The organism is Novosphingobium bradum, from assembly GCF_042646485.1.
Taxonomy (GTDB): domain Bacteria; phylum Pseudomonadota; class Alphaproteobacteria; order Sphingomonadales; family Sphingomonadaceae; genus Novosphingobium; species Novosphingobium bradum.
Genome location: NZ_JBHRTQ010000010.1, coordinates 302,520 through 329,040, shown reverse-complemented (window position 1 = coordinate 329,040; position 26,521 = coordinate 302,520). Strand labels below are relative to the sequence as shown.

Genomic DNA, 26,521 nt, shown 5'->3' with positions numbered 1-26,521 from the left:
CCAAGGCGGCCCCGGGCGCGGATGAACGCGGCCATGACCGATATTGCCTTTCACGACCTGCCCGGCGGCCCGCGCCTGGCCTATCGCTTCGCGCAAGGGACCGGCCCGGTGCTGGTCTTTCTCCCCGGCTACAAGTCCGACATGGCCGGCAGCAAGGCCTGCGCCCTGTTCGACCGCGCGCGCGAAATGGGCCGCGCCGCGCTGCTGCTGGATTATTCCGGCTGCGGCCTCTCGGGCGGAGACTTCGCGCAAGGCACCCTTGCGCGCTGGCGCGATGAGATTCTGGCGCTGGTCGCGGCCCTGTGCCCGGGGCGGGAGCTGGTCCTGTGCGGCAGTTCGATGGGCGGCTGGCTGATGCTGCTGGTCGCCCTGGCAATCCCGGCGCAGGTCGCCGGACTGGTCGGCGTGGCCCCGGCCCCCGATTTCACCGAATGGGGCTTCGATGATGCCCAGCAGGCGCTGCTCGCCACCGGCGAGGTGCTTTACGAAGCCAATCCCTATGGCCCCGAGCCCACGCCGACCCACCCCGGCTTCTGGGCCGACGGGCAGGGCCAACGGCTGCTCGGCAGGCCAATCGCGCTCGATTGCCCGGTGCGCCTGCTCCACGGCCAGGCCGATCCCGACGTGCCCTGGGCCATTTCCCTGCGGCTGGCCGAGGCGCTGCGTTCAGCCGACGTGCAGGTCACGCTGATCAAGGACGGCGATCACCGCCTCAGCCGCGAGACGGACATTGCCCTGCTGGTGGACACGGTCGAGCGCCTGTTCGCCGCCCTTGCCCAGTCCTTCGCCCAGTCCCTCGCCCCGCCGGCCATCCCGGCCGCATAGGAGCCATCATGTCGGTCCTGCTCGCGCTTCTGCCGCTCCTCGCCCAGGTCGGCCCCTTCTCCACCACGCCCGGCGCGGCGCGCAGCACCCCGGTCGAACAGGGCGTGCAGCGGCGGCCAACATGGACCGTGCAGCCCCCCGCGCCCGCTGCCGCACAGGCAAGCCCGCCCGCCGCCGGCACGAGCCGCGGCAAGGCCTGCCTGGCCGAGGTGGACGAGGACGCCGATGCGGCGGTCGATCTCGCCCAGGCCTGGCTCACCAGCGGCGCGAAAGGCGCCGGCGAAGCGGCCGAGGCGAACCTGTGCCTTGGCCTCGCGCAAAGCCGGCTGGGCGATTGGACCGAGGCGGCGAAAGCCTTCCTCGCGGGCCGCGATGCCGCTGGGGCCGACCGGCTCCTGCGCGCGCGGCTGGGCGCCATGGCCGGCAATGCCGCGCTGGCGAGCGGCGCCGCCGACCAGGCGCTGGCCGCGCTCGACGGCGCCAGGAGCGATGCCGCCGCCCTCGCCGATCCGGCCCTCGCCACCGATATCGCGCTCGACCGGGCGCGGGCGCTGGTTGGCCTGAAGCGGCTGGACGAGGCCGGCGCGGCGCTTGCCGAAGCCCGCAGCGCCAGCCCCGGCAATGCCGAGGCCTGGCTGCTTTCGGCCACCCTCTCGCGCCGGCAGGGCCAGCTCGCCGGCGCGCAGGAGCAGATCCTGCGCGCCGCCGAACTGCGCCCGATCGATCCGGCGATCGGGCTGGAGGCCGGGGTGATCGCGGTGTTTTCCGGGCACGAGGCGGCCGCGCGCAAATCGTGGCAATCGGTGATCGCCGCCGCGCCGGAAAGCCCGGAGGCCGAAACCGCCAGGGGCTACCTCGCCCAGCTTGGCCCGGCGCCGGCAGGCAGTCCCCAGACGGCCAGTCCGACTGGCGGCGGGCGGTGATCCCGCTTTCCGTCCTCGACCTCGTCTCGGTGCGCGAGGGCTGGAGCCTGGGCCAGGCACTGGCCGAAGCCCCGCGCGTGGCCAGGGTGGCCGAGGAGGCCGGCTACCGGCGCTACTGGGTGGCCGAGCATCACGGGATGCCCGGCATCGCCGGCGCGGCGACTTCGGTGGTGCTGGCCCATGTCGGCAATGCCACCAGCCGCATCCGGCTGGGCGCGGGCGGGATCATGCTGCCCAACCACAACCCCTTCGTGATCGCCGAACAGTTCGGCGCACTGGACGCGCTGTTCCCGGGGCGGATCGACCTCGGCCTCGGCCGCGCGCCCGGCGCCGATGCAAGGGTGGCGCAAATGCTCCACAAGGACATTGCCCAGGCCTCGCAATACTTCCCGCAGGACGTGGTCGAACTGGCCGCGCTGTTCGACGGCGATCCGCGCCTGCCCTTGCAGGCGACCCCGGGCCAGGGCGCGGCAGTGGAGATGTGGGTGCTCGGCTCCAGCCTGTTCGGCGCCTCGCTCGCCGCCCGGCTCGGCCTGCCCCATGCCTTCGCCTCGCACTTCTCGCCCGAACAGGTGGATGCCGCGCTCAGGCTCTACCGCGAAGGCTTCCAGCCCTCGGCGCGGCTGGCCAAGCCCCATGCCATGGTCGGGATGACCGTGATCTGCGCCGAGACCGACGAGGAAGCGCGGTTCCTCGCCTCGTCGCAGGAACAGGGGTTCATCGCCCTGCGGAACGGAACGCCGGGGAAGATGAAGCCGCCGATCGCGGGTTTCCGCGAAAGCCTGCCGCCGCACCTCCTCGCCGGGCTGGACCACCGCCGCGCCGCCTCGGCCATCGGCAGCCCGGAGACCGTGCGCCGCGCGATCACGGCCTTTGTCGAGCGCACCGGGGCGGACGAGGTGATCGTGACCGGCGCGGTCCACGATCCCGAGGCCCACCATCGTTCGCTGATGCTGACGATGGATGCGCTTGCCTGATCGGCCGCGCGCCTAACCCTCGCCTGGCTCTGCCCGGCTGACCAGCAGCTTGTCGATCTTGCGCCCGTCCATGTCGACCACCTCGAAGCGCCAGTCCTGCTCGTGGAAATGCTCGCCCTCGACCGGGAGGCGCTTGATCACCGACAGGACGAAGCCGGCGGCCGTGGCATAGTCGCGGTCATCAGGCAGGTCGATATCGAGCCGCGAGGCCAGGGCATCGGCCGGCAGTGCGCCCGAAATCAGCAAGGAGCCATCCTCGCGGGTCACCACCATCGGGTCGGCGCCCTCGTCCTGGTAAGAGGCGAAATCGCCGACGATCGCGGCGAGGAGATCGGCCGGGGTGACCACGCCTTCCAGGTGGCCATATTCGTCGTGGACCATGGCCATGGCCACGTCGGCGCCCTGGAGAATCCGCAAGGCATCCATCGCATCGAGCTGGTCGGGCACGATCTCGGCCTTGGACATCAGCCGCGCGATCTGGAGCCGCTTGCCGGCCAGCAGCACCGAAAGCACGTCCTTGGCCTTGACCACGCCCACGATCCGGTCCGGCTCGCCATCGGTCACCGGCCAGAGCGAATGGGGCGATTGCTTGAGCAGGGCGCGCACGTCGGCCTCGGTCGCCCGGCGGTCGATCGTGTCGAGCACGGTGCGCGGGGTCATCACTTCGCGCACCGGCCGGTCAGCCAGGCGCATGATCCCGGTCATGATCGCCCGCTCTTCCTCCTCGAGCACGCCGGAACGGGTGGCCTCGGCGAACATCATGTGCAGTTCTTCCTCGGTCACCTCCTGCTCGGAGGCCGACTTGAGGCCGATCAGGCGCATCAGCAGGATGGACGAATGGTCCAGCAGCCAGACCAGCGGCGCGGTGACGCGCGAGAGCAGGCGCATCGGCACGGCGGCGTAGATCGCGATGGGCTCGGCCAGGCGCAGGGCCACCTGCTTGGGAACCAGTTCGCCCACCACCAGGCTGAAATAGGTGGTGGCCGCGATGACCACGGCGAAGCCGATCTCCTCGGCATGGGCGGGCGGCAGACCCCAGCCGATCAGCCGTTCGGCCGTGGGATGGCCCAGGCTGGCGCCAGAATAGGCGCCGGCCACGATCCCGATCAGGGTAATCCCGATCTGCACCGTGCTGAGGAACTTGCCGGGGTTTTCCGCCAGAACCAGCGCGCAGCGGGCGCCGGTGGAGCCGCGATCGGCCGCGATTTTCAGCCGCGCCGGACGCGCCGAGACGATCGCCATCTCCGACATGGAGAACAGGCCATTGAGCAGGATCAGCCCCGCGATGATGAGGACGTCGGACCAGGGAAAGGGTGTCACGCCGATGGCGCTAGCAGATATGGGCCAAGACGCGAAGGGCCGGAACGCTCGTGCGGGCAGGCCGTTCACGTGGCGATCATCTTGCGCCGGGCAGAACCGGCAAGGAACAACCGATCACCGGGTCGCACCGGACCTGCAGAAAAGGGCATCTGCCATGATCAAATCCCGTATCATCATTTCCAGCCTCTGCGCGGTTTCGCTGCTCAGCCTGTCGGCCTGCGTGACCGATCCCAACACCGGGAACCAGAAGGTTTCGCGCACGGCGCTGGGCGCCGGCGGCGGCGCGCTGGCCGGGATGTTGCTGGGCGGCCTGATCGGCGGCGGCACGGGCCGCATCATCGGCGCGGGCATCGGCGGCATCGCCGGCGGCGCCTATGGCTACACGCTCGACAAGCAGATCAGGCAGCTGAAGGAACAGACCGCCGGGAGCGGCGTCGACGTCACCCCGGTCGACAATGGCCAGGCGATCCTCGTCAACCTGCCCGAAGGCGTGACCTTCGATGTCGGCTCCTACAGCCTCAAGCCGGAATTTCGCGCCACGCTCGACAAGGTGGCCGACAATGCCACCGACGAGGGCCGCCGCAAGAACCGCCGCGTAGAAATCAAGATCGTGCCGGTCACCCAGGAAGACGTCGCCCGCGCGCGCAGCGGCCAGTAGGCGTCGTTTTCGATCAAACGTCGTCCCGGGCTCGACCCGGGACGACGCGTGCTTATCCTCGCACCGAAAGCTCCGCCGCCCGCCCCGCGAGCCGCGCCACGGCCGCCTCGTGGATCGCCGCGGCCGTGACCAGCACGCCGAAGGCGCGGGGATCGCGCTTGTTGTAGTTCAGCGGTTCGCCGAAGGCATCGGTCACCGCCGCCCCGGCCTCGCGGGCGATCAGCGCGGCGGCGCCGATGTCCCATTCCCAGCCCCAGCGCAGGGTGGCGAGCAGGTCGGCCTCGCCGGCGGCGACCATGGCGATCCTCAGCGCGATCGAATTGGGCTTGTCGACCAGGACCAGGTCATGGTCCTCATCCCCCAGGACATCGGCCGGAACCCGCGCCCCGGGCAGTTGCCGACGGGTGGAAGCCACCAGCTGGCGGCCATTGCGCCAGGCGCCCTGCCCGGCCTCGCCATGCCAGAATTCGCCCCGCGCCGGCGCGCAGAGCAGGCCGAACAGCGGGCGCCCACTGCTGATCAGCGCCACCGAAACGCACCAGCCCTCGCGCCCGTGGATATAGTCACGCGTGCCGTCGATCGGATCGACCAGCCAGATCAGCCCGCCGGCCAGCCGCTCGGGCGCATCGGTGGTTTCTTCGGAAAGCCAGCCGGCGGCGGGCAGCAACTGGGTGAGTTCGCGGCGCAGGTAGCGGTCAACCAGGAGGTCGGCCTCGCACACCGGGTTGCCCGGGCTCTTTTCCCAGACCTGCGGCGAATGGCCATTGCCCGGCCAGCTGGCCAGCGCGATCCGCCCGGCCTCGCGGACGATCGTTTCAAGGCGCGCGCGATCGATCACGCGGAGCGTCGCTCTGATTTATTGATAATGCTTCTCAATACGAGCGGCATATCTGCCTCCAAAGTCATACGGGCCTTTTCAAGCCCCGATTCATGGCCTATGCGCCAGCGCAAACCGGCGATTCAACCGATCGGTTAACGCCATTCTCCCCCGGGGAAAACCGCTCCGGGGTTCATAGCAGCGGAAAGAACCCACGCGATGAACATCCACGAATACCAGGCCAAGGAACTGCTCGCGAAATTCGGTGTCGGCATCCCGGCGGGTATTCCCGCGCTGACCGTTGAAGAAGCCGTCGCCGCGGCGAAGCGGCTGCCCGGGCCGCTCTATGTGGTCAAGGCCCAGATCCACGCCGGCGGCCGCGGCAAGGGCAAGTTCAAGGAACTTGGCCCCGACGCCAAGGGCGGTGTCCGCCTCGCCAAGTCGATCGACGAGGTTGAAGCCTTCGCCAAGGAAATGCTCGGCAACACCCTCGTCACCATCCAGACGGGCGAAGCCGGCAAGCAGGTCAACCGCCTCTACGTGACCGACGGCGTTGATATCGCCAAGGAATACTACCTCTCGATGGTGGTTGATCGCGCCACCGGCCGAGTCGCCCTGATCGTCTCGACCGAGGGCGGCATGGACATCGAGGAAGTGGCCCACTCCACCCCGGAAAAGATCACCACCATCGTGATCGACCCGGCCGAGGGCTTCATGCCGCACCACGGCCGCGCGGTCGCCTTCGCCCTCAAGCTCAAGGGCGATCTCAACAAGCAGGCCCAGGTCATCTCGAAGCAGCTCTATGAAGCCTTCGTGGCGCTCGACTGCGCGATGCTGGAAATCAACCCGCTGGTGGAAACGGCCGACGGCAACCTGCTGGTGCTCGACACCAAGATGAGCTTCGATTCCAACGCGCTCTATCGCCACCCCGATGTTGTCGCCCTGCGCGACGAGACCGAGGAAGACCCGGCCGAGATCGAAGCCTCCAAGTATGACCTCGCCTATATCAAGCTCGATGGCGACATCGGCTGCATGGTCAACGGCGCCGGCCTCGCCATGGCGACGATGGACATCATCAAGCTGAACGGGATGTTCCCGGCCAACTTCCTCGACGTGGGCGGCGGCGCCACCACCGAGAAGGTGACCGCGGCATTCAAGATCATCCTGTCCGATCCGGCGGTGAAGGGCATTCTCGTCAACATCTTCGGCGGGATCATGAAGTGCGACGTGATCGCCGAAGGCATCATCGCCGCGGCCAAGGAAGTGAACCTCTCGGTGCCGCTGGTCGTGCGCCTTGAAGGCACCAACGTCGAACTGGGCAAGGAACTGATGGCCAAGTCGGGCCTGCCGATCGTCTCGGCCGACAACCTGGGCGATGCCGCCGCCAAGATCGTTGCCGAGGTCAAGAAGGCCGCCTGATCAGGCGGGCCGATTCGTCGGCCCCATCCGTGCAAAAGGGGTTCCGGCCAGTCCGGGACCCCTTTTTCGCATCTGCAACATCGGCGTGCCCCAAGGGGGACTTGACGTTCCGCGCGCGGGGCGCAATGGGCGGCTGGCCATATTAATCGATCGGCTAAAAGCGAATCCGCCTGACAGCGGGCAAGCGAGGTGGAGAGCCGCCGGTCACGCATGAAGGGCAGTCCACGATGAAGATTATCGTCCCCGTCAAGCGGGTGATCGACTACAACGTGAAGCCGCGCGTCAAGGCGGACGGAACGGGTGTTGATCTCGCCAACGTCAAGATGAGCATGAACCCGTTCGACGAAATCGCCGTCGAAGAGGGTATCCGCCTCAAGGAAAAGGGCGTCGCAACCGAGCTGGTCGCCGTGTCCGTCGGGCCGGCCAAGGCCCAGGAAACCCTGCGTACCGCGCTTGCCATGGGCGCCGACCGCGCGATCCTCGTCCAGGTGGACGATGGCGTCGAGGTTGAACCGCTGGCCGTCGCCAAGATCCTCAAGGCCATCGTCGACGAGGAACAGCCGGGCCTGGTCATCGCCGGCAAGCAGGCGATCGACGACGATTCGAACCAGGTCGGCCAGATGCTCGCCGCCCTCACCGGCCGCCCCCAGGGCACCTTCGCCTCCAAGGTCGAAGTGTCCGGCGACAGCGTCGCGGTCACCCGCGAAGTCGATGGCGGCCTCGAAACGGTCAGCCTCAAGCTGCCGGCGATCGTCACCACCGACCTGCGCCTGAACGAGCCGCGCTATGCCTCGCTGCCCAACATCATGAAGGCCAAGTCGAAGCCGCTGGCGACCAAGACCCCGGCCGATTACGGCGTGGACATCGCCGCCCGGCTCAAGACCCTCAAGGTCTCCGAACCGCCGGTCCGCGTGGCCGGCATCAAGGTTGCCGACGTCGACGCGCTGGTTGCCAAGCTCAAGGAACTGGGAGTCGCCTGATGCCGAACGTTCTCCTCTGGGTCGAACACGACAACGCCTCCGTCAAGGATGCGACCCTCGCCGCCGTTACCGCCGCCGCCCAGCTCGGTGAAGTGACCGCCCTCGTCGCCGGTTCCGCCTGCGATGGCGCCGCTGCCGCCGCCGCACAGATCACCGGCGTCGCCAAGGTGCTCAAGGCCGACGATGCCGCCTATGCCAACGCGCTGGCCGAAAACGTCGCCCCGCTGATCGCGGGCCTGATGGCCGGCTACGATGCCTTCGTCGCGCCGGCCACCAGCAATGCCAAGAACATCGCGCCGCGCGTCGCCGCGCTGCTCGACGTGGCGCAGGTGTCCGACATCCTCTCGGTCGAAGGCCCCAAGACCTTCACCCGGCCGATCTATGCCGGCAACGCCATCGCCACGGTCGAATCGAGCGATGCCAAGCTGGTGATCACCGTGCGCGGCACCGCCTTCGCCAAGGCGGCCGCCACCGGCGGTTCGGCCCCGATCGAAGCAGCCGCGGGCACCGGCGATGCCGGCCTCTCGAGCTTCGTCGGCGCCGAAATCGCCAAGAGCGAGCGGCCTGAGCTGACCAGCGCCAAGATCATCGTCTCGGGCGGCCGCGCCCTCAAGGACGCGGACACCTTCCAGCAGGTCATCTTCCCGCTGGCCGACAAGCTCGGCGCTGGCGTCGGCGCCAGCCGCGCCGCGGTCGACGCGGGCTACGTGCCGAACGACTACCAGGTCGGCCAGACCGGCAAGATCGTCGCCCCCGAAATCTACATCGCGGTCGGCATCTCCGGCGCGATCCAGCACCTTGCCGGCATGAAGGACTCCAAGACCATCATCGCCATCAACAAGGACGAGGACGCCCCGATCTTCCAGGTCGCCGATATCGGCCTGGTGGGCGACCTGTTCAACCTGGTGCCGGAGCTGACCGGCAAGCTCTGAAGCTTTCCGGCCCCGCCCAACGATAGAGGAAAAGACCCCGCGCAAGCGGGGTCTTTTTCGTTGGACGTGACCGATCCGGTTGCCCTTCCCGCCCGCCCGCCGCATAAGCAGGCGGGGCGACAGGGGGGAGTTTGCCTTGAAATACCGTGATTTGTTGAGCGCCTTCGTGGCCATGGCCCTCGCCGCGCCCGGTACGGCCGCCGCCGGCACCGCGCCGCTCACGCCGGTTACCAAGTGGTGGCTGGACTATGCCGCCGACAGTTGCCGCCTGGTCCGCGCCTTCGGCGAGGGCGACGGCCAGATCGTCGCCCAGTTCATCCGCTACGAGCCGAGCGACCACTTCAGCCTGATCCTGACCGGAAAGCCCCTGGCCGGCACCGTCGATCACGCCCCGGTGCAGTTGCGCTTCGGCGAAACCGGGGCTTTCGTGCGGCGCCCGGCCATGACCGGATCGACCAGCGGCAAGCAGACGCCGGCCTTGTTTCTCACCGGCCGGCTCGACAACCTCGATCCCCTGTCTCCCGGTGTGAAGGCGCTGGCCCACCAGGATCCCTATGGCGAGGTGGAAGCCCGCCTACACGTGTCGCCCGAAACCGAGGCTGCGGCAACTACCCTGACCTTGCGGATTCCGGGGCGCGCCATCGTCCTCGCGCTCGGCTCGATGGGGCCGCCGATGGCCGCCATGCGCCAGTGCACGAGCGACCTGGTGAAGGAATGGGGGCTGGATCCCACCGAGCAGGCCAGCCTCGCCACGCATCCCCGCCCCCGGACCAATCCGGGCACCTGGGTGCGCGCGGGCGACTACCCGTGGGGGCCGCTGGCCAGCGGACAGCAGGCGATCATCTCCTTCCGCCTCGCGGTCGATGCCACCGGACAGACCACCGCCTGCGCGATCCAGTCCTCGATCGCCAGCGACGACGCCTTCGCGAAAACCACCTGCGAGCTGCTGAAAAAGCGGGCACAGTTCGAACCGGCCCGCACGCCCGCCGGCAAGGCGGTTGCCTCCTACTACGTGAACCGGGTGCTCTGGGTCATTCCCTGAGCCGCCGGCCTAAAGCCATACCTCCACCGCGTGGATCGCCAGGCCGAACAGGCCGCCGACCAGCGTGCCGTTGATGCGGATAAACTGGAGGTCGCGGCCCACCGCGCCCTCGATCCGGCGGGTGACCGTGGTGGCGTCCCAGCGCTTGACCGTTTCCGACACCAGCCGGACGATCTGGCTGCCATGGCGCGTGGCCAGGCCCACGGCCATGCGGCGGGCCAGACGGTTGATCTGGACCTGCAAGGCGGGATCGTCCTGCAAGGTGCGGCCAAGATCGCCCAGGCTTTCGCGCAAGGAGGCGTTCAGACCGCCCTCGGGATCGCGCAGGCGGGCGATCAGACCGGTTCGCAGGCGCTCCCATACCCCCTGCCACCATTCGGCCAGCGCCGGGTTGGCCAGCAGCTCGCGCTTGATCCGCGCGACCTTGGCTTGCGTCTCGGCGTCGTGGGCCAGGTTCCAGGCGAGGCTGGAGAGGCCTTCGTCGATCTTGGCGCGCAGGGGATGGCCAGGCTCCACGATCACTTCGGCGAGCAGCTTGTAGAGCCCGTCGATCACCGAATTGGCCAGGCGCTCGTCCAGCCCGGTCCAGCGCAGGATCGCATTGGCGCGGCGGTGGATCAGCTCGCGCACGAGGTCTTCGTTGGCCTCCAGCGTCAGCCCGGCCCAGCGCACCAGACTGTCGACCACGACCATGTGCCGCCGGTCGGCAATGGCCGCGGCCAGTGCGCCGCCCAGCAGCGGCGCAATGTCCAGCTTGTCGAACTGGCGCACCAGTCCGCCGCGCACCTGCCCGCCAAGCCTGTCGGGATCGAGCGATTCGAGCACCTGGGCCACCAGTTCGCCCAGGCCCGACCGCAGGCGCTCGCCCCGACCCAGCGTGGGATCGGCCAGCCAGGCGCCTGCGGCGGCGGCGAGGTTCATCCCCCGCATCCGCCGGGCAACGACCTCGGGGGTGAGGAAGTTGTCCTGGAGGAAGCCCGCCATGGTATCGGCGATGCGATCCTTGTTCTCGGGAATGATCGCGGTGTGCGGGATTGGCAGGCCCAGCGGGCGGCGGAACAGCGCGGTCACGGCAAACCAGTCGGCCAGCCCGCCGACCATTGCCGCCTCGGCGAAGGCCAGCACCCAGCCCCAGAAGGGATGCGTTCCCCGCACCGCATGGGCCAGCAGGAACAGGGCGGCCATGGCGGCCAGCAGCACCGTGGCGACAAGGCGCATCCGCCGGGCGCGGTCAGCCGCGGGAGGGGTCAGCCGCCCGCGCCTCACTCCGCCGGGTACGCTTCGCCCGCCGGCGGACCACGCATCCCCTCGTCCCGCCAGTGGTGCGGTTCATAGGTCAGGAACTTGCGGCGCAGGGCCGGGCCAAGGCGCTTCTCCACGCCGTCGGCCAGGCTGAAGGCCGCCGGCACGATCAGCAGGGTCAGCACGGTCGACATGAGCAGCCCGCCAATCACCACAATGCCCATCGGCGCACGCCAGGCCGAATCGCCCGAAATCGAGACGGCGGTGGGAACCATGCCCGCGGTCATCGCCACGGTGGTCATCACGATCGGCACGGCCCGCTTGTGCCCGGCCTCGATCACCGCCTCGAACTTGCTGCGCCCCAGCGCCATCTCCTCGATCGCGAAGTCGATCAGCAGGATCGAGTTCTTGGCGACGATGCCGAACAGCATCAGAACCCCGATCAGCACCGGCATCGAGATCGGCCGGCCAAGGAAGGCCAGGGCCAGCAGGCCACCGAACGGCGCGAGGAACAGCGAGCCCATGTTCACCAGCGGCGAAACGAAGCGGTGGTAAAGCAGCACCAGCACCGAGAACACGAGGATGACCCCGGCCGCCACCGCGTTGATCACGTTGGTGAGCATCTCGGCCTGCCACTGGTCTTCGCCGAAGGGCTTGTTGGATACCCCCTTGGGCAGGTTCTTCATGATCGGCAGGGCATTGATCGCCGCCATGGCCTGGCCCTGGACCACGCCGGCGGCGAGATCGGCGCCGATGAACACGCGGCGCTGCTGGTTGTAGCGCTGGACGCTGGTCGGCCCCGAACCGAACCCGATCTCGGCCACCCGCGAAAGCGGCACGGTGCCGCCAGCGGCGGTGGGCACCGGCAGGTTGGCGATATTGGCCAGGTCGCGCCGCGCCCCCTCGGGCATCCGCACGCGGATCGGCACCTGCCGATCGGAGAGCGAGAACTTGGCCGTGTTCTGGTCGATCTCGCCGATCGTGGCGATGCGGATCGCCTGGCTGAGCGCCTGGGTGGAGACGCCAAGGCTGGCCGCGAGATCAAGCCGCGGGCGGATCTCCACCTCGGGCCGCCGCAGGTCGGCGCTGACGCGCGGGGCGACGACCTGGGGCAGGCCCTTCATCTGTTCGACCAACGCCCCCGCGGTCCGTTCGAGCAGGGCCGGATCAGACCCGGCCAGCATGATCGAGACCGGCCGGCCGCTGCCGCCCACGCTGCCGCGGCTCAGCGCCTGAAAGGTGATGCGCGCATCGGGGATGTCCTGGAGCTTCGGGGTCAGCTCGCGGGAATACTGAGCGCTGCTGATCTTCCGGTCGATCCGCAGGCCGGCGAAGATGCGGGCGCCGCCTTCCTGGGTCTGCTCCAGCACCATCTCGGTTTCCGGATGGGCCTTGAGGATCGCGGCGACCTGATGGGACACCGCGTCGGTCTGGGCCAGGGTCGTCCCGGGCACCATCTCGACCTTCACCTGGACGAAATCGCTGTTGAAATCGGGCATGAACTGGGTTGGCACCACGCGGAACAGCACCCCGGTCAGCACCAGGGCGCCCGCCGCCACCCCGATCATCCACACCCGGTGATCGACCAGCCGCGCCGCGATCCGGTCGCGCCAGGCCAACTTGCCGTCCGCATCGCGCCGCGCCGCGCGCAGGGCCACGGCCTTGCCGGTATCGAGCGACCAGTGGAGCACCTTGAGGTAGCGATCCATCCAGCGCCCGCCGGCATGGTCCTCGGTGCCGTGCGCCTTGAGGAAATAGGCCGCGACCATCGGCGTGATCATCCGCGCGACGGCCAGGCTCATCAGCACCGAGGCGACCACGGTGAGCCCGAAGTTCTTGAAGAACTGCCCCGACAGGCCCGGCATCAGGCCCACCGGCAGGAACACCGCGACGATCGAGAAGGTGGTGGCGACCACCGCCAGCCCGATCTCGTCGGCAGCGTCGATCGAGGCCTGCCAGGCGGTCTTGCCCATCCGCATATGGCGCACGATGTTCTCGATCTCGACGATCGCATCGTCGACCAGCACCCCCGCCACCAGCCCCAGCGCCAGCAGCGACAGCTGGTTGAGGGTGAAGCCGAGCAGGTTCATGAACCAGAAGGTGGGAATGGCTGAAAGTGGGATGGCCAGCGCCGCGATGATCGTGGCCCGCCAGTCGCGCAGGAAGAAGAACACCACGATCACCGCCAGGATCGCGCCTTCCACCATCGACGACATCGAGCTTTCGTACTGCTTCTTGGTATAGTTGGTGCTGGTCATCAGCGGGGTGAAGCGCACCCCCGGGTTCTCGGCGGCGATCTGGGCAAGAGCCTTGATCGTGCCGTCATAGACGGTGACGTCCGAGGCGCCCCGCGCGCGGGTGATGCCGAAGGTGATGACCGCGCGGTCATTGAGCTTGGCCAGCGTGGTCACCTCGCCGTGGCTGTCGCTGACCGAGGCAATGTCGGCCAGCTTGACCGAGCGCCCGCCCCCCAGCGGCACCAGCGTCTGCGACAGGGCATAGGCATCGGCGGCATTGCCCAGCACCCGCACCGACTGGCGCGAACCGGCGATCTCGGCGCGCCCGCCGGCGGCATTGGTGTTGGCCTGGCGCAGGGCCTGGTTGACCTGGCCGGCGGTGATCCCGGCCGCCTGCATCCGCGCCGGATCGAGCGTGACGAGGATCTCGCGGCTGACCCCGCCGCTGCGGGTGACGGTGGCCATGCCGGGAATGGCCAGCAGGCGCTTCGACACGGTATCGTCGATGAACCACGACAATTGCTCGATCGTCATGTCCTGAGCCGAAACCGCGAAGTAGCCGATCGGATCGGACGAGGTCTGGGCCTTGAACACGTTGGGTTCGAGAATGCCATCGGGCAGGTCGCCGCGGGCCTGGTCGACCGCGTTCTTCACCTCGTTGACCGCTTCGTTGATGTTCGCCCCGATCTGGAACTCGATCAGGGTCATGCTAGAGCCTTCGCTCGCGGTCGAGCTGATCGAATTGACCCCGGTGATCGAGCGCACCGCCGATTCGATGCGCTGGGTGATCTGGGTCTCGATCTCGGTCGGCGCGGCGCCCGGCTGGACCACGCTGACGATGACCACCGGGAACTCCACGTCGGGCTGCTGCTGCACCTCCATCCGCGTGAAGCTGATGACCCCCGCCAGCAGGAGGCCGGCGAACAGCACGATCGGGACGACCGGATTGCGGATCGACCAGGCGGAGATGTTGCGGAAGTTCATCCAGGCCAGCCTAGCGGGCCGCGGGCACGAGCTTGGGGTTCACCGTCTCGCCTGGCTGGAGGAAGCCGCCGGCCCGCAGCACCACGCGCTCGGCGCCCGACAGGCCTTCGATCACCGCGATCCCGCCGTCCGATACCATGCCGGTGCGAACCGGGCGCCGCTCCACCCTGTTGCCGGCGCCGACGATGTAGACATAGCTGCCGCCCTGGTCCGACAGGATCGCCGATTCGGGCAGGCGCGGGGCCACCACGGTCCCGGCCCGGATCACCACCGCGGCAAAGCCGCCCGGCCGCAATTGCGGAGCATAGGCCAGCGCGATGCGAACCGTGCCCTGGCGGGTCTGCGGATCGATCACCGGCGAAACCTGCCAAACCCGGCCGGAAAAGCCCTGCTGCGCGCCGACCGGGGTCACCTCGGCGGGAACCCCCGGGGCGATCGCGGCGAGATCGGTTTCCGAAAGCCGGGCCAGCACTTCCAGGTCGCCGCCCCGCGCGATGCGGAACAGGGTGCCGGTGCCGCCGGTGACGACCTGGCCCTTCTCGACCTTGCGTTCGAGCACGAGGCCATCGGAGGGGGCGGTGATGGTCAGCCGCGCGGCCTGGGCCTGGAGCTGGCCAAGGCCGGCCCGCGCCACGCCGACCCGCGCGGTGGCGGCATCGCGGGTCGCGGTCAGGCGGTCGACGTCAGCGCGCGAGATGAAGCCGCGACCGACCAGCTTGAGGCCGCGATCGAGATTGGCCTGGGCCAGCCGGGCATCGGCCTCGGCCACGCGGATCTGCGCGGCCTGGCTCGCCTGGGCCTGTTGCTGGACCGAGCGATCGATCACCGCCAGGACCTGGCCCTTGTGCACCCAGTCACCCGCCTCGGCGCGGATCTCGACGACCTGCCCGCCCTCGCCGACTGAGCCGACCGGCTCGTCGTAGCGGGCCGCGATCGTGCCGGTGGCATTGATCGCGCCGGCCACGGCCGCGCGGCCCGGCGCGATCACGCTCACCGTCGCGGCCTGGGCGGACACATTGGCGGTGCTGGGCACGTCGTTGCGATGGACCAGGAACCAGGTGGCCACCAGCAACAGGGCGACGCCGGCGACGATCAGCCAGGTGCGGCGGTTCGCCAGGGGAGCCTGCGCGAGGTTCTCCCGTGCGAGCTCCGGCGTCATTTCGCCGTCCTCGGTTCCGATCCTCGCTTCATAATTCATCGCGGTCGCCTTGTCCGCGCCGGATGGCACGGGGAAGATCGTTTAATGATCTGGATCGCCGGCGGCAAGACGCGGCATTCCCCCAGGGGGAACTCCAGGGCACCGACCCTAGATGTGCAAACGCCCGGGCGCAATCGGCGCGGCCCGGGCGTGACAATTGGTTACAGGTGCCGGCGGCACGATTGGCCCCGCCGGGCCGGCGTCGCGCCGGTCAATACTTGAGCTGGCGCTCGTAGAGATCGCGGTAATGCTGGATGCGGGTGACCCGCAGCCCCTGCATCCCCGAGCGATCGACCGCGCGCTGCCACGAGGCGAATTCCTCGAGCGTGAGGTTGTAGCGCTGGCAGGCCTCCTCGATCGTCAGCAGCCCGCCGTTCACGGCGGCGACGACTTCGGCCTTGCGCCGCACGACCCACCGCGTGGTCGACGGCGGCGGCAGCGAATCAAGCGTCAGCGGCTCACCGAGCGGGCCAATGACCATGGCGGGGCGAATGTTCTGGTTCTCAATCATGGGTATCCTCGGTCGCCTCGCGTGGGACTGTTGGCGACAGCGCGGCAATCATGCCGGCACCAGCTTTGCCATTGCCCGAACAAATACGGTTAACGACCCCGTGGTCGCCTCGCGTCGAGGCGAGCACTGCTTCGGCCGCCGCCCTGAAGCCGCCCGCCGGAATCGTCGCCCCGCCGACCGAATCAAGGCTTCCACGGAAGGCGTGGAGCGCGGCGAATCGCGCCCTCAGCCCGGCCCAGTCCGGGTGGCCGGGCGCAAGCCCGTCGCCGGACACCCCGTCGCGGCCGGGCCACCACCCGGCGAGTGCGCCGGTTTCCCCCGGCGGGACCAGGCCTTGCGGCCCGTCCGGAAAGTCGAATCCCATCTGCATGACGACAGTCTTACGCGCGGCTTCCTCAAGGGACGGTAAACACGGGTTTTACTCCCCGGAGAGAATGATTAACGCCTTGCCCGGTCAAGGATTTTGCCGATTCCGCCGGCCGCGTGTATGGGGCGGTTCATGGACGCCCCGATTTCCGCTTCCGCCAGCCCCCTCCCCAGCCCCGTCCTCGGTCAGTCCCTGGCCGGACTGTTCCAGTTGCCCGCCGCCGCCGATGGCACCCTGGCCGGGCGCCGGATCGTGGTCGCCATGTCGGGCGGGGTCGACAGTTCGGTGGTGGCCGCGCTCGCCGCGCGCAGTGGCGCCGAAACCATCGGCATCACCCTCCAGCTCTATGACCATGGCGCGGCCAGCGGCCGCAAGGGCGCCTGCTGCGCCGGCGACGACATCCGCGACGCTCGCGCCGTGGCGGACCGGCTGGGCATCGCCCACTACGTGTTCGATCATGAGACCAGCTTCCGCGAGGAGGTGGTCGAACGCTTCGCCGATGATTATCTCGCCGGCCGCACCCCGATCCCCTGCATCCGCTGCAACATGGGACCCAAGTTCACCGACCTGCTGCAGATGGCCCGCGAACTCGGCGCCGATTGCCTGGCCACCGGCCACTACGTGCGGCGGGTGGAAGGGCCGGCCGGGCCTGAACTCCACCGGGCCGCCGATCCCGCGCGCGACCAGTCCTATTTCCTCTATGCCACCACCGAGGAGCAGCTTGCCTTCCTGCGCTTCCCACTGGGCAGCCTGCCCAAAACCGCGGTGCGCGACCTTGCCGCCGCCGCCGGACTGAAGGTGGCGGCCAAGCCCGACAGCCAGGACATCTGTTTCGTCCCCGATGGCGACTATGCCCGGGTGGTTCGAGCGGTACGGCCCGAAGGCGTGGCGGCAGGCGAGATCGTCCATGCCGAGAGCGGCACCGTGCTCGGGACCCATCCCGGAGTGATCCACTATACCGTGGGCCAGCGCCGGGGCCTCGAGATCGGCGGCCAGCCCGAGCCGCTCTACGTCGTCGCGATCGACGCCGCCACGCGGCGCGTGCTGGTCGGCCCGCGCCGACTGCTGGCGGTCGGCGCGGCCACCATGGTCGAGACCAACCGCATCGGCCCCCTGCCCCAGGGCCCGCTGCTGGCCAAGGTCCGCTCGCTGGCGAGGCCGGTGCCGGTCACGCTCGAAGGGCCGCTGGGCGATGGCGCGACCACCCGGATCCGCTTTGCCGCGCCCGAATACGGCGTGGCGCCAGGCCAGGCAGCGGTAATCTATGCCGGCGAGCGCGTGGTTGGCGGCGGCTGGATCGAGGGCACCGAGCCGGCAACCGCCGCCTAATCCCTCGGCAACGGGTCCATTTGACAGCCGGCGCCTTCACGGAAGGTGGCGGTCTGGGCGAAGCCGAGCGCGAAGCGGGCGGTGACGCTGCGCGCCTCGGCATCCTCGCTGAGCGTGACGAGGGCCATGCCCGGCTCGAAGTCGGCCCGGCAGGAACCGAGCGGGCGACCTTCCACGAAGCGGCACGAGCAGCCGATCCGCGCGCCATAGCTCGTGCCGGTGCGTGCGTAGCGCGCCAGGGCCGGACCGTAGAGCAGCGCCAGCGCGACGAGGCCGGCCACGATCGCCCAGCCGAGGCGGCGCAGGCCGCGGCGGGTAGCGCGGGAACCGGCGGTGGAGGAAGCAGGAGGGGGTGTTGCCATCGCGCGCGGTTCTTCGCATGACCGGCCCGCCCATGTCGACCTGCCGCCGCCCCTTCATCCGCAGCCTTGCGCTGGCCTCGCTCGCCCTGCTCGCCGGCTGCGGCAGGGATGCCGGCACCCCCGCCCCGCTCGATCCTTCGGCGCTGGCGGTGGTGAGCGCGCGTCCCGGGGTCCCGCGCGAGCAGCTGGCGCGGGCAATCGACGCACTCTTCACTGACGCCGCGGCCGGGGAGACCCGCGCCCTGCTGGTCGAGGTCGACGGACGGGTCGTTGCCGAACGCTACGGACCCGGCTTCGACAAGGGCACCCGGCAGCTAGGCTGGTCGCTCAGCAAGACCGTGACCGGGCTGATGATCGGGCTGCTGGTCTCCGATGGCCGGCTGCGGCTCGACGAGAGCGTGCCGATTCCCGCCTGGCAGCGCAGCGGCGATCCGCGCGGGGAAATCACCTTGCGCCAACTCCTCCAGATGCGCTCGGGCCTGCGCCATGTCGAGCAGGCCTCGCCGGTCTACGCGGCCGACACCGTGCGGATGCTGTTCCTCGACGGACGCAGCGACATGGCCGCCTATGCCGAGGCGCAACCGCTGGTGGCCGAGCCGGGCCGCAGGTTCGCCTATTCAAGCGCCACCAGCGTGATCCTGGGCGATCTTGCCGCGCGGGTATTGACCGACAGCACCGATCCGCTGGTGCGCCGCCAGGTGGTGGGCGACTACCTGCACACCCGCCTGCTCCAGCCGCTCGGAATGGGTTCGGCGGTGGCCGAGTTCGACAATGCCGGCACGCTGGCCGGTTCGAGCCTGATCCATGCCACGGCGCGCGACTGGGGGCGGCTGGGCGAGTTCCTCCGCAATGGCGGCGCGGTGAAGGGCGCGCAGATCCTGCCGCACGGCTGGGTCGAGTTCATGACCCGCCCCTCGCCCGCCGAGCCCGGCTACGGCGCGCAGCTCTGGCTCAATCACGATCGCCGCGACGGGGGCGACCGGCTGCTGCCCGGCGCGCTCCCGCCGGGCGTGTTCGCCGCGCTCGGACACATGGGGCAGTACGTGATCGTCTCGCCCCGGCAGGGGGTGACGCTGGTGCGGCTGGGCCACAGCACCGATGAGGAACGCCGGACTGTGCGCGCCCGGCTGGCCGAAATCCTCCGGCTGTTTCCCGAGCGCGAGGCCGACTAGAGCCTGTTTCAGTTACACTGAAACAGGTGCGGCACCAACCCGCTCCCCCTCCCGGCCATCCACAGAAGTATACTTGATGGGTGGCCGGGAGGGGGAGGGGGCCGGTGCCGATTCCGCGTCAGTGGAAAGGAATCTAGCCGCGCGCCGATGTGATCTGGGCCGCGGTCAGTTCCGCATTCGCGGCAAGGCCGGCGTCGACATGGCCTTCGGGATCGGGATGGATCAGGATCTCGACCCCAGGGAACTCCGCCTGGATCTTGGCCTCGATCTGGTCCATCACGTCGTGCGCGGCCGAAACGGTCATGTTCCGGTCCACCCAGACGTGGAACTGGACGAAATCGCGGTTGCCCGAAGTGCGCGTCCGCAGGTCGTGGACCCCGCGCAGCTCGGGATGGCGCGCCAGCACCTCAAGGAAGCGCTGCTTCTTGTCGGCCGGCCACTCACGGTCCATCAACTGCTCGATCGCCTGGTGCGAGGCGCCCCAGGCGCCCCAGGCCAGCCAGGCCGCGATTGCCAGGCCGAACAGCGGATCGGCCCCGGCCACGCCCAGGTACTGGTCCAGCGCCAGGGCCGCGATCACCGCGAGGTTGAGCAGCAGGTCCGACTGGTAATGGACGTGATCGGTGGAGATCGCGAGGCTGCCGGTCTTGCGGATCACGTGGCGCTGCCAGGCCAGCAGGCCCAGGGTCGCCGCCATGGCGATGGCCGAAACCGCGATGCCCTCGCCCGCGGCCTCGGTGCGGCCCCCGGCGATCAACTGGCCGACCGCGCGCAGCGCGAGGCCGAGCGCGGAGATCGAGATCAACACCACCTGGAACATGGCCGCCAGCGCCTCGGCCTTGCCGTGGCCGAAGCGGTGCTGGGCATCATCGGGCTGGGCCGCCACCCAGACGCCGGCCAGGGTGGCGATGCTGGCGACAAGATCAAGTCCGGTATCGGCAAGGCTGCCGAGCATGGCAGTGGAGCCGGTGCTCAGCGCGGCGAAGGCCTTGAGGGCAAGCAGCAGCGTGGCGACGGCGATGGAAGCAAGGGCAGCGCTGCGATTGAGGCTGCCGGTCTGCGGATTGGTCATGGCGCGGCCTCAGGGATAGAGCAGGGTCGAGGACCAGCCGCCGGGATCGGCGGCATCGCGCACGAAGCGGCGGCGGTCGTGCAGGCGGTGTTCGCGGTCCTGCCAGAATTCCAGCGCCACCGGGCGCAGGCGAAAGCCGAACCAGTGGGCCGGGCGTTCCACCGGGCCATGGCCGAAACGAGCGCTCGCCGCCTCGTAGCGGGCGAGGAAGGTCGCGCGCTGATCAAGCGGGGCCGACTGGTCGGAGGCGACCGCACCGATCTGGCTATCGCGTGAGCGGCTGGCGAAATAGGCATCGGCCTCGGCCGCGCTCACCTGTTCGACCGGGCCTTCGATGCGGATCTGGCGGCGCAGGCTTTTCCAGTGGAACAGCAGCGCGGCCCGGGGATTGGCCAGCAGTTCGCCGCCCTTGCGGCTGCGGGAATTGGTGTAGAACACGAAGCCGTCCGGCCCATGCCCCTTGAGCAGGACCATGCGGACCGAGGGCACGCCATCGGGCGTGGCCGTGGCCAGCGCCATGGCGTTGGAATCGTTCGGTTCGGTTCCGCGTGCTTCGGCATACCAGGCGTCGAACAGGGCGAAGGGATCCCCGGCGGGGAGCGTGGAGGCGGCCTGTTCAGCTTGCACAGCCGTTTCCTGACGAAGTTGACATGGTTGACACAGTCCAGGGCAAGGGAACCCTCCCCACCCGCGAGGCGGCGGCCTGCCTGCGTCCATAGCGGCGCCGGGCCGGGGAGGAAAGGGCGCGCAGGCCCAGGCCAGGGCCACCTGTCCCTTGTGCTGGGGCGGGGGGGCAACTAGCTAGGGGGCATGGCAGATCCATACGCGACCCTGGGGGTGGCTCGCGGCGCGAGCGAGAAGGACATCAAGTCCGCCTATCGCAAGCTCGCCAAAGAGCTTCACCCCGACCGGAACAAGGACAATCCCAAGGCCTCCGAGCGCTTCAGCGAGGTGACCCGGGCCTATGACCTCCTGTCCGACAAGGACAAGCGCGCCCGCTTCGACCGCGGCGAGATCGATGCCGAGGGCAATCCGGCCAGCCCGTTCGGCGCGGGCTTCGGCGGCGGCGGGTTCGGCGGCGGGGGCCAGCGCGGCTTTCGCCACGATGGCTTCGAGAATTTCGGCGGCCAGCAGGAAGGGGTCGACATTTCCGACCTGTTCGAAGGCCTGTTCGGCGGGCGCGCCGGCGCGGCGCCGGGCGGCGGTGGTCCCTTCGGCGGCGGGTTCGGTGGGATGGGCGGCCGGCGCCCGGCCCAGAAGGGCGCCAACGTCCAATACCGGCTCAAGGTCTCGCTGACCGACGCGGCCACCCTTGCCGCCCAGCGGATCACCCTGTCCGACGGCAAGACCATCGATCTCAAGCTTCCCGCCGGGGTCGAGGATGGAACGCAGATGCGCCTGTCGGGCAAGGGCGAACATGGCCCGGGCGGGCGCGGCGACGCGATCGTGGTGATCGACATCGCCCCCCACCCCCATTTCCGCCGCGACGGCGACAACCTGCGGCTCGACCTGCCGATCACTCTCGACGAGGCGCTGGGCGGGGCCAGGGTCAAGGTGCCCACGCCCGAAGGCGCGGTCATGCTGGCCGTGGCGCCGGGCAGCAGCTCGGGCCGGACCCTGCGCCTCAAGGGCAAGGGCATGACCCGCAAGGACGGCACCCGCGGCGATCAGCTCGTCACCCTCCAGGTCGACCTGCCGGCGGCCGACAGCGAGGCCGGCGCCCAGCTTCTCGAGCGCCTCGGCGACTGGCGCGACGCGCGCAACCCGCGCGCCAAATTCGGGGTCTAGGCCAGGCCATGGAAGAGCGCCCGATCGAAGGGCCGGGCGCTCCCCACACCGGGCCGGCGCTCTCCGCTCCCGACCTCTCGCCCGAGGCCCGGCGCCAGCACGCCCTGCGCTGGCGCCAGGGCATCGAGGACGTGGCCGAGGGCGAGGTCGAGGCCCACCACCACCTCGTCGCCCGCGCCCGCCAGGTGCTGGGCCGCACCCTTGCGGGCGTGTGGAACGATGGCTTCATCCATGCCGGCAACCTGGCCTACATGGCGGTGGTCGCGCTGTTCCCATTCTTCATCACCGCCACGGCCATCTTTTCGGCCCTGGGCGAACGCGGCGAGCGCGAGGCCGCGATCAACGCCGTCCTGCTGGCCGTGCCGCACTCCGTCGCCCGGGCGATCGAACCGGTCGCCCATGACGTGATCGATGCCCGCACCGGCAATCTCCTGTGGATCGGCGGGCTGGTCGGCCTGTGGACCGTCGGCAGCCTGATCGAGACGATCCGCGACGTGCTGCGCCGCGCCTATGGCACCACGGCCACCCACGCCTTCTGGCGCTATCGCCTCAGTTCCACCGCGATCATCGTCGCGGCCGTGATCCTGCTGATGCTCTCGCTGCTGGCCCAGGTGGCGATCGGCGCGGCCGAGCAGGCCATCCATGCCTGGGTGCCGCGGCTCCACCCCGCCCTCGGCGAACTGGCGATGACCCGGCTGATCCCGGCGCTGGTCCTGTTCGGCTCGCTCTACCTGCTGTTCTACTCGCTCACCCCCGGCCGCTATCGCGCCCGCGCCTATCCCAAGTGGCCCGGCGCGCTGTTCGTGACCGCCTGGTGGGTAGCGGTGACCATGGCCCTGCCCTGGGTGCTGCGAGGCCTGTTCAACTACGATCTGACCTACGGCAGCCTTGCCGGCATCATGATCACGCTTTTCTTTTTCTGGCTGGTGGGCTTAGGGATGGTTTTCGGGGCGGAGCTCAATGCGGCTCTCGCCGAGACACCGGAAGAACGCGACATGGTCGGCCAGGCGGACAACCGCCACCGGCCGGCGCGCAACGAGGAACGGCGGAGATCGAAATGACGGGACTTATGGCCGGCAAGCGCGGGCTCATCATGGGCCTCGCGAATGACAAGTCGCTGGCCTGGGGCATCGCCCAGAAGCTGCACGAACAGGGCGCGGAACTGGCCTTCTCCTACCAGGGCGAGGCGCTGGAGAGGCGTGTACGCCCGCTGGCGGCGAGCCTGGGCAGCGATTTCCTGATCGATTGCGACGTGTCCGACATGGCCGCGCTCGACGTGGCGTTCGAAACGCTGGCGGCACGCTGGCCGACGATCGACTTCATCGTCCACGCCATCGGCTATTCCGACAAGACCCAGCTGCGCGGCCACTTCTACGAGACCACGCTCGACAATTTCCTGATGACGATGAACATCTCGGCCTACAGCCTGGTCGCCGTCACCCAGCGGGCCATGCCGATGATGCAGTCCGGCGGCTCGATCATCACGCTGACCTATTATGGCGCGGAAAAGGTGGTCCCCCACTACAACGTGATGGGCGTGGCCAAGGCCGCGCTGGAAGCCAGCGTGCGCTATCTCGCCAACGATTGCGGGCCGCAGGGCATCCGGGTCAACGGCATTTCCGCCGGCCCGATCAAGACGCTTGCCGCCAGCGGCATCGGCGATTTCCGCTACATCCTGAAGTGGAACGAGCTGAACAGCCCGCTACGCCGCAACGTGACGATCGAGGACGTGGGCGGGGCCGGGCTCTACCTGCTGTCCGACCTGTCGAGCGGCGTGACCGGCGAGATCCACCACGTGGATGCCGGCTACCACACCGTGGGCATGAAGCAGGAAGACGCGCCCGACATCGCCCTGGGGTGAGGCCGCTTCGCGGTAGGCAGGCTCATGCCTCTGCGCCGCTTTGCTTCCTCTGCGTCTCTGCGAGAACCGTCTTAGCCCACCGCGTGCAGCCTGGGCACCGCCTTGCGGCCGGCGCGGGGCTGGTCGGGCCAGATGCCGCGAGTGTCGTAGACGATCTTGTTGGCGCGTTCGGTGAGGGGGATCGACCTGAACAGGTCGTGATCGACCAGCACGATCAGGATCTCGCAGCTTTCCAGCGCCGTATCGATGTCGATCAGCTCCACCGGGGTGTCGCGGTATTCCAGCGGCAGTTCGGTGATGAAGGGTTCGACCACGCTGATCCGGTCGGCATATTTGCGGGTGAGGGTCGAGGCGACCAGCCGCGCCGGGCTTTCGCGGAAATCGTCGATATTGGCCTTGAAGGCGAGGCCGAGGCAGGCAACCCGTGCCTCGGGGTGTTCCGCCAGCAAGGCATCGGCGCGTTCGATCACGTGGTGGATCTTGGCATCGTTGACGCCGCGCGCGGTGCGGATGAGGGCCGTGTCCTGCGGCGCGGAGTGGACGATGAACCACGGATCGACCGCGATGCAGTGCCCGCCGACGCCGGGGCCAGGCGAGAGGATGTTCACGCGCGGGTGGCGGTTGGCCAGCCGGATTACCTCCCACACATCAAGATCCATCCGGTCGGCGATGACCGAAAGCTCGTTGGCGAACGCGATGTTGACGTCGCGGTAGGCGTTCTCGACCAGCTTGGTCATCTCGGCCGACCGGGCATCGGTCGTCACGCAGGCGCCGCGCACGAACAGCTTGTAGAAGGCCAGCGCCTTCCTCGCACAACGCGGGGTGACCCCGCCGATCGAGCGATCGTTGTTGGTCAGCTCTTCCAGGATGCGCCCCGGCAGGACGCGCTCGGGGCAATAGGAGAAGGCAACATCGGGCGTTTCGGCGGTGAGGCCGGGCAGGCGCAGGTCGGGCCGCAGCTCGGCCACCAGGTCGCGCAGGCGCTCGGTCGTGCCGACGGGCGAGGTCGATTCGAGGATCACCGTGTCGCCGGGCTTGAGCACCGTGGCCACGGCCCGGCCGGCTTCCATAACATAGGACAGATCAGGCGCATGGCCCTCGTCGAACGGGGTCGGCACGGCGATGACGAAAACGTCGGCCGGCTCCACCCGGGTGGACGCGGTCAGCAGCCCGCGCGAGACGACGCCCTGCACGAGGCCATCGAGGTCGACCTCCTCGATATGGATTTCGCCGCGATTGATCGTTTCGACCACCCGGGCCGACACGTCCACCCCATGCACCCGGCACCCGGCACGGGCGACGATGGCGGCGGTAGGCAGGCCGATGTAACCCAGGCCAACAACGCAGACTTCAGGCTTGTCCGATTTCATTACCCAGCAGCTCCACGATCCGGGCGGCGGAGCGGCCATCCCCGAAAGGATTGTGCGCGCGGGCCATCGCCTCATAGGCGGCCTTATCGTCGAGCAGGGTGAAAATTTCGGTAACGATGCGGTCCTCGTCGGTGCCGACGAGGCGCGCGGTGCCGGCGGCCACGCCTTCGGGGCGCTCGGTCGTCTCGCGCATGACCAGCACCGGCTTGCCCAGCGCGGGAGCTTCCTCCTGCACCCCGCCCGAATCGGTGAGCATGATCTCGGCCAGGCCGAGCAGGCGGGCAAAGTGCAGATAATCCAGCGGTTCGAGCAGGGCCACGTTGTCCAGCCCGGCGAGCTTTTCGTTCATCACCTGGCGCACGTTGGGATTGAGGTGAACCGGGAAGATCACCGCCACGTCCGGCCGCGCGGCGATCCGGCGTATGGCCCCGGCGATGCTGGCCATGCCGTCACCGAAATTCTCGCGCCGGTGGCTGGTGACGCCGATGATCCGCCGACCGGCGAAGCGGCGCTCCACCTCGGCCAGGCCGCCGGCCAGGGCTGGCTCGCGGGCAATCCGGGCGGTGACCCATTTGAGCGCGTCGATCACGGTGTTGCCGGTCACGTGGACGCGGGCGGGATCGACATTTTCGGCCAGCAACGCGCCGGCCGCGGTTTCGGTCGGCGCGAAGTGCAGGCTGGCCATGGCGCCAATGATCTTGCGGTTCACCTCCTCGGGCCAGGGATGCAGGATATTGCCCGAGCGCAGGCCCGCCTCGACATGGTCGACCGGGAGCTTGCGGTAATAGGCGGCCAGCGCCCCGGCCATGGCGGTGGCCGTATCGCCCTGAACCATGACCCGTGCCGGCCGCACCGCGTCCATCACCTGGCCAAGGCCGGTGAGGAGCGCGGCGGTCAGGCCATCCAGCGTCTGGCCGGGTTGCATCAGGTCGAGATCGTGATCGGGCACGATCCCGGCGATCTCCAGCACCTGGTCAAGCATCTCGCGGTGCTGGGCCGAAACGCAGACCACCGGCTCGAAACGCGGATCGGCCCTGAGCGCGGCAATCACCGGGAACAGCTTGATGGCTTCGGGGCGCGTGCCGAAGACGACGAGGATGCGGGCGGCCGGATTGCGGGCGAGTTGGGCAGTCAT

The 26,521-nt window shown here is 69.1% G+C and carries 25 protein-coding genes; 13 read left to right on the top strand and 12 right to left on the bottom strand.

Going from position 1 to position 26,521, the window contains the following annotated elements:
- The first annotated feature begins 33 nt into the window (after positions 1 to 33).
- The 3 genes from ACFOD9_RS12920 to ACFOD9_RS12910 are packed head-to-tail and all read left to right on the top strand — an operon-like array spanning position 34 to position 2,725.
- On the top strand, positions 34 to 825 hold the full coding sequence (locus ACFOD9_RS12920) for an alpha/beta hydrolase (protein WP_379510527.1): 792 nt from the start codon (positions 34 to 36) through the stop codon (positions 823 to 825).
- 8 nt (positions 826 to 833) lie between these two features.
- Positions 834 to 1,748, top strand: a complete 915-nt coding sequence (locus ACFOD9_RS12915) for a hypothetical protein (RefSeq protein ID WP_379510526.1) — start codon at positions 834 to 836, stop codon at positions 1,746 to 1,748.
- The gene (locus tag ACFOD9_RS12910; RefSeq protein WP_379510525.1) at positions 1,745 to 2,725 is read left to right on the top strand and encodes an LLM class flavin-dependent oxidoreductase; all 981 of its coding nucleotides are present in this window, start codon (positions 1,745 to 1,747) and stop codon (positions 2,723 to 2,725) included. Before ACFOD9_RS12915 ends, ACFOD9_RS12910 begins: the two co-directional genes overlap by 4 nt.
- A 12-nt stretch (positions 2,726 to 2,737) precedes the next feature.
- On the opposite strand, the gene ACFOD9_RS12905 is transcribed toward ACFOD9_RS12910, so the two are convergent.
- Positions 2,738 to 4,045, bottom strand: coding sequence for a hemolysin family protein (locus ACFOD9_RS12905; protein ID WP_379510524.1), 1,308 nt, complete (start codon positions 4,043 to 4,045; stop codon positions 2,738 to 2,740).
- A gap of 154 nt (positions 4,046 to 4,199) precedes the next feature.
- Here ACFOD9_RS12905 and ACFOD9_RS12900 point away from each other — a divergent pair, with 154 nt between their 5' ends.
- Complete coding sequence (locus ACFOD9_RS12900) at positions 4,200 to 4,703, top strand: glycine zipper domain-containing protein (protein ID WP_379510523.1); 504 nt, start codon at positions 4,200 to 4,202, stop codon at positions 4,701 to 4,703.
- A gap of 52 nt (positions 4,704 to 4,755) precedes the next feature.
- Here ACFOD9_RS12900 and ACFOD9_RS12895 read toward each other — a convergent pair whose 3' ends face one another.
- Positions 4,756 to 5,541: a 3'(2'),5'-bisphosphate nucleotidase CysQ gene (locus tag ACFOD9_RS12895; protein WP_379510522.1), complete on the bottom strand. Its 786-nt coding sequence runs from the start codon at positions 5,539 to 5,541 to the stop codon at positions 4,756 to 4,758.
- Positions 5,542 to 5,739: 198 nt separating this feature from the next.
- Here ACFOD9_RS12895 and sucC point away from each other — a divergent pair, with 198 nt between their 5' ends.
- The 4 genes from sucC to ACFOD9_RS12875 all read left to right on the top strand — a co-directional run bounded on the left by sucC (position 5,740) and on the right by ACFOD9_RS12875 (position 9,893).
- Positions 5,740 to 6,939, top strand: a complete 1,200-nt coding sequence (sucC, locus tag ACFOD9_RS12890) for an ADP-forming succinate--CoA ligase subunit beta (protein WP_379510521.1) — start codon at positions 5,740 to 5,742, stop codon at positions 6,937 to 6,939.
- A 227-nt stretch (positions 6,940 to 7,166) separates the two neighbouring features.
- The gene (locus ACFOD9_RS12885; RefSeq protein ID WP_379510520.1) at positions 7,167 to 7,919 is read left to right on the top strand and encodes an electron transfer flavoprotein subunit beta/FixA family protein; all 753 of its coding nucleotides are present in this window, start codon (positions 7,167 to 7,169) and stop codon (positions 7,917 to 7,919) included.
- A complete protein-coding gene (locus ACFOD9_RS12880; protein ID WP_379510519.1) occupies positions 7,919 to 8,851 on the top strand; it encodes an electron transfer flavoprotein subunit alpha/FixB family protein in 933 nt (310 codons plus the stop codon). The genes ACFOD9_RS12885 and ACFOD9_RS12880 overlap by 1 nt, the downstream gene beginning before the upstream one ends.
- A gap of 154 nt (positions 8,852 to 9,005) precedes the next feature.
- Positions 9,006 to 9,893: a hypothetical protein gene (locus tag ACFOD9_RS12875; RefSeq protein WP_379510518.1), complete on the top strand. Its 888-nt coding sequence runs from the start codon at positions 9,006 to 9,008 to the stop codon at positions 9,891 to 9,893.
- A gap of 9 nt (positions 9,894 to 9,902) precedes the next feature.
- On the opposite strand, the gene ACFOD9_RS12870 is transcribed toward ACFOD9_RS12875, so the two are convergent.
- The 5 genes from ACFOD9_RS12870 to ACFOD9_RS12850 form a co-directional block, all read right to left on the bottom strand.
- Positions 9,903 to 11,111 carry a DUF445 domain-containing protein gene (locus ACFOD9_RS12870; protein ID WP_379510517.1) on the bottom strand — a complete coding sequence of 403 codons (1,209 nt, stop codon included), beginning with the start codon at positions 11,109 to 11,111 and terminating at the stop codon, positions 9,903 to 9,905.
- Between the two features lie 44 nt (positions 11,112 to 11,155).
- The gene (locus ACFOD9_RS12865) at positions 11,156 to 14,356 is read right to left on the bottom strand and encodes an efflux RND transporter permease subunit (RefSeq protein WP_379510516.1); all 3,201 of its coding nucleotides are present in this window, start codon (positions 14,354 to 14,356) and stop codon (positions 11,156 to 11,158) included.
- A gap of 10 nt (positions 14,357 to 14,366) precedes the next feature.
- Positions 14,367 to 15,554 carry an efflux RND transporter periplasmic adaptor subunit gene (locus ACFOD9_RS12860; protein WP_379510515.1) on the bottom strand — a complete coding sequence of 396 codons (1,188 nt, stop codon included), beginning with the start codon at positions 15,552 to 15,554 and terminating at the stop codon, positions 14,367 to 14,369.
- Between the two features lie 211 nt (positions 15,555 to 15,765).
- Positions 15,766 to 16,065, bottom strand: coding sequence for a CtrA inhibitor SciP (sciP, locus tag ACFOD9_RS12855; protein ID WP_379510514.1), 300 nt, complete (start codon positions 16,063 to 16,065; stop codon positions 15,766 to 15,768).
- Positions 16,058 to 16,429 carry a hypothetical protein gene (locus ACFOD9_RS12850; RefSeq protein ID WP_379510513.1) on the bottom strand — a complete coding sequence of 124 codons (372 nt, stop codon included), beginning with the start codon at positions 16,427 to 16,429 and terminating at the stop codon, positions 16,058 to 16,060. The genes sciP and ACFOD9_RS12850 overlap by 8 nt, the downstream gene beginning before the upstream one ends.
- Positions 16,430 to 16,564: 135 nt before the next feature.
- On the opposite strand from ACFOD9_RS12850, the gene mnmA reads away from it, so the two are divergent.
- A complete protein-coding gene (gene mnmA, locus ACFOD9_RS12845) occupies positions 16,565 to 17,761 on the top strand; it encodes a tRNA 2-thiouridine(34) synthase MnmA (protein WP_379510512.1) in 1,197 nt (398 codons plus the stop codon).
- Here mnmA and ACFOD9_RS12840 read toward each other — a convergent pair.
- Positions 17,758 to 18,123: a hypothetical protein gene (locus tag ACFOD9_RS12840; RefSeq protein WP_379510511.1), complete on the bottom strand. Its 366-nt coding sequence runs from the start codon at positions 18,121 to 18,123 to the stop codon at positions 17,758 to 17,760. The genes mnmA and ACFOD9_RS12840 overlap by 4 nt on opposite strands.
- A gap of 17 nt (positions 18,124 to 18,140) precedes the next feature.
- Between ACFOD9_RS12840 and ACFOD9_RS12835 the strand changes: the two genes are divergently transcribed.
- Positions 18,141 to 19,295 (top strand): serine hydrolase domain-containing protein, encoded by a 1,155-nt coding sequence (locus ACFOD9_RS12835; protein ID WP_379510510.1) that lies wholly within the window; start codon positions 18,141 to 18,143, stop codon positions 19,293 to 19,295.
- Between the two features lie 133 nt (positions 19,296 to 19,428).
- On the opposite strand, the gene ACFOD9_RS12830 is transcribed toward ACFOD9_RS12835, so the two are convergent.
- On the bottom strand, positions 19,429 to 20,367 hold the full coding sequence (locus ACFOD9_RS12830) for a cation diffusion facilitator family transporter (protein WP_379510509.1): 939 nt from the start codon (positions 20,365 to 20,367) through the stop codon (positions 19,429 to 19,431).
- Positions 20,368 to 20,376: 9 nt separating this feature from the next.
- Complete coding sequence (gene pdxH, locus ACFOD9_RS12825; protein ID WP_379510508.1) at positions 20,377 to 20,994, bottom strand: pyridoxamine 5'-phosphate oxidase; 618 nt, start codon at positions 20,992 to 20,994, stop codon at positions 20,377 to 20,379.
- A gap of 183 nt (positions 20,995 to 21,177) precedes the next feature.
- Here pdxH and ACFOD9_RS12820 point away from each other — a divergent pair, with 183 nt between their 5' ends.
- The 3 genes from ACFOD9_RS12820 to fabI are packed head-to-tail and all read left to right on the top strand — an operon-like array spanning position 21,178 to position 24,016.
- A complete protein-coding gene (locus tag ACFOD9_RS12820) occupies positions 21,178 to 22,155 on the top strand; it encodes a DnaJ C-terminal domain-containing protein (RefSeq protein WP_379510507.1) in 978 nt (325 codons plus the stop codon).
- A gap of 8 nt (positions 22,156 to 22,163) precedes the next feature.
- A complete protein-coding gene (locus tag ACFOD9_RS12815) occupies positions 22,164 to 23,216 on the top strand; it encodes a YihY/virulence factor BrkB family protein (protein WP_379510506.1) in 1,053 nt (350 codons plus the stop codon).
- The gene (gene fabI, locus ACFOD9_RS12810; RefSeq protein ID WP_379510505.1) at positions 23,213 to 24,016 is read left to right on the top strand and encodes an enoyl-ACP reductase FabI; all 804 of its coding nucleotides are present in this window, start codon (positions 23,213 to 23,215) and stop codon (positions 24,014 to 24,016) included. Before ACFOD9_RS12815 ends, fabI begins: the two co-directional genes overlap by 4 nt.
- Positions 24,017 to 24,087: 71 nt before the next feature.
- On the opposite strand, the gene wecC is transcribed toward fabI, so the two are convergent.
- Together wecC and wecB are read right to left on the bottom strand one after the other, a co-directional pair.
- Positions 24,088 to 25,386 carry a UDP-N-acetyl-D-mannosamine dehydrogenase gene (wecC, locus tag ACFOD9_RS12805; protein ID WP_379510504.1) on the bottom strand — a complete coding sequence of 433 codons (1,299 nt, stop codon included), beginning with the start codon at positions 25,384 to 25,386 and terminating at the stop codon, positions 24,088 to 24,090.
- A complete protein-coding gene (wecB, locus tag ACFOD9_RS12800; protein ID WP_379510503.1) occupies positions 25,367 to 26,521 on the bottom strand; it encodes a non-hydrolyzing UDP-N-acetylglucosamine 2-epimerase in 1,155 nt (384 codons plus the stop codon). The genes wecC and wecB overlap by 20 nt, the downstream gene beginning before the upstream one ends.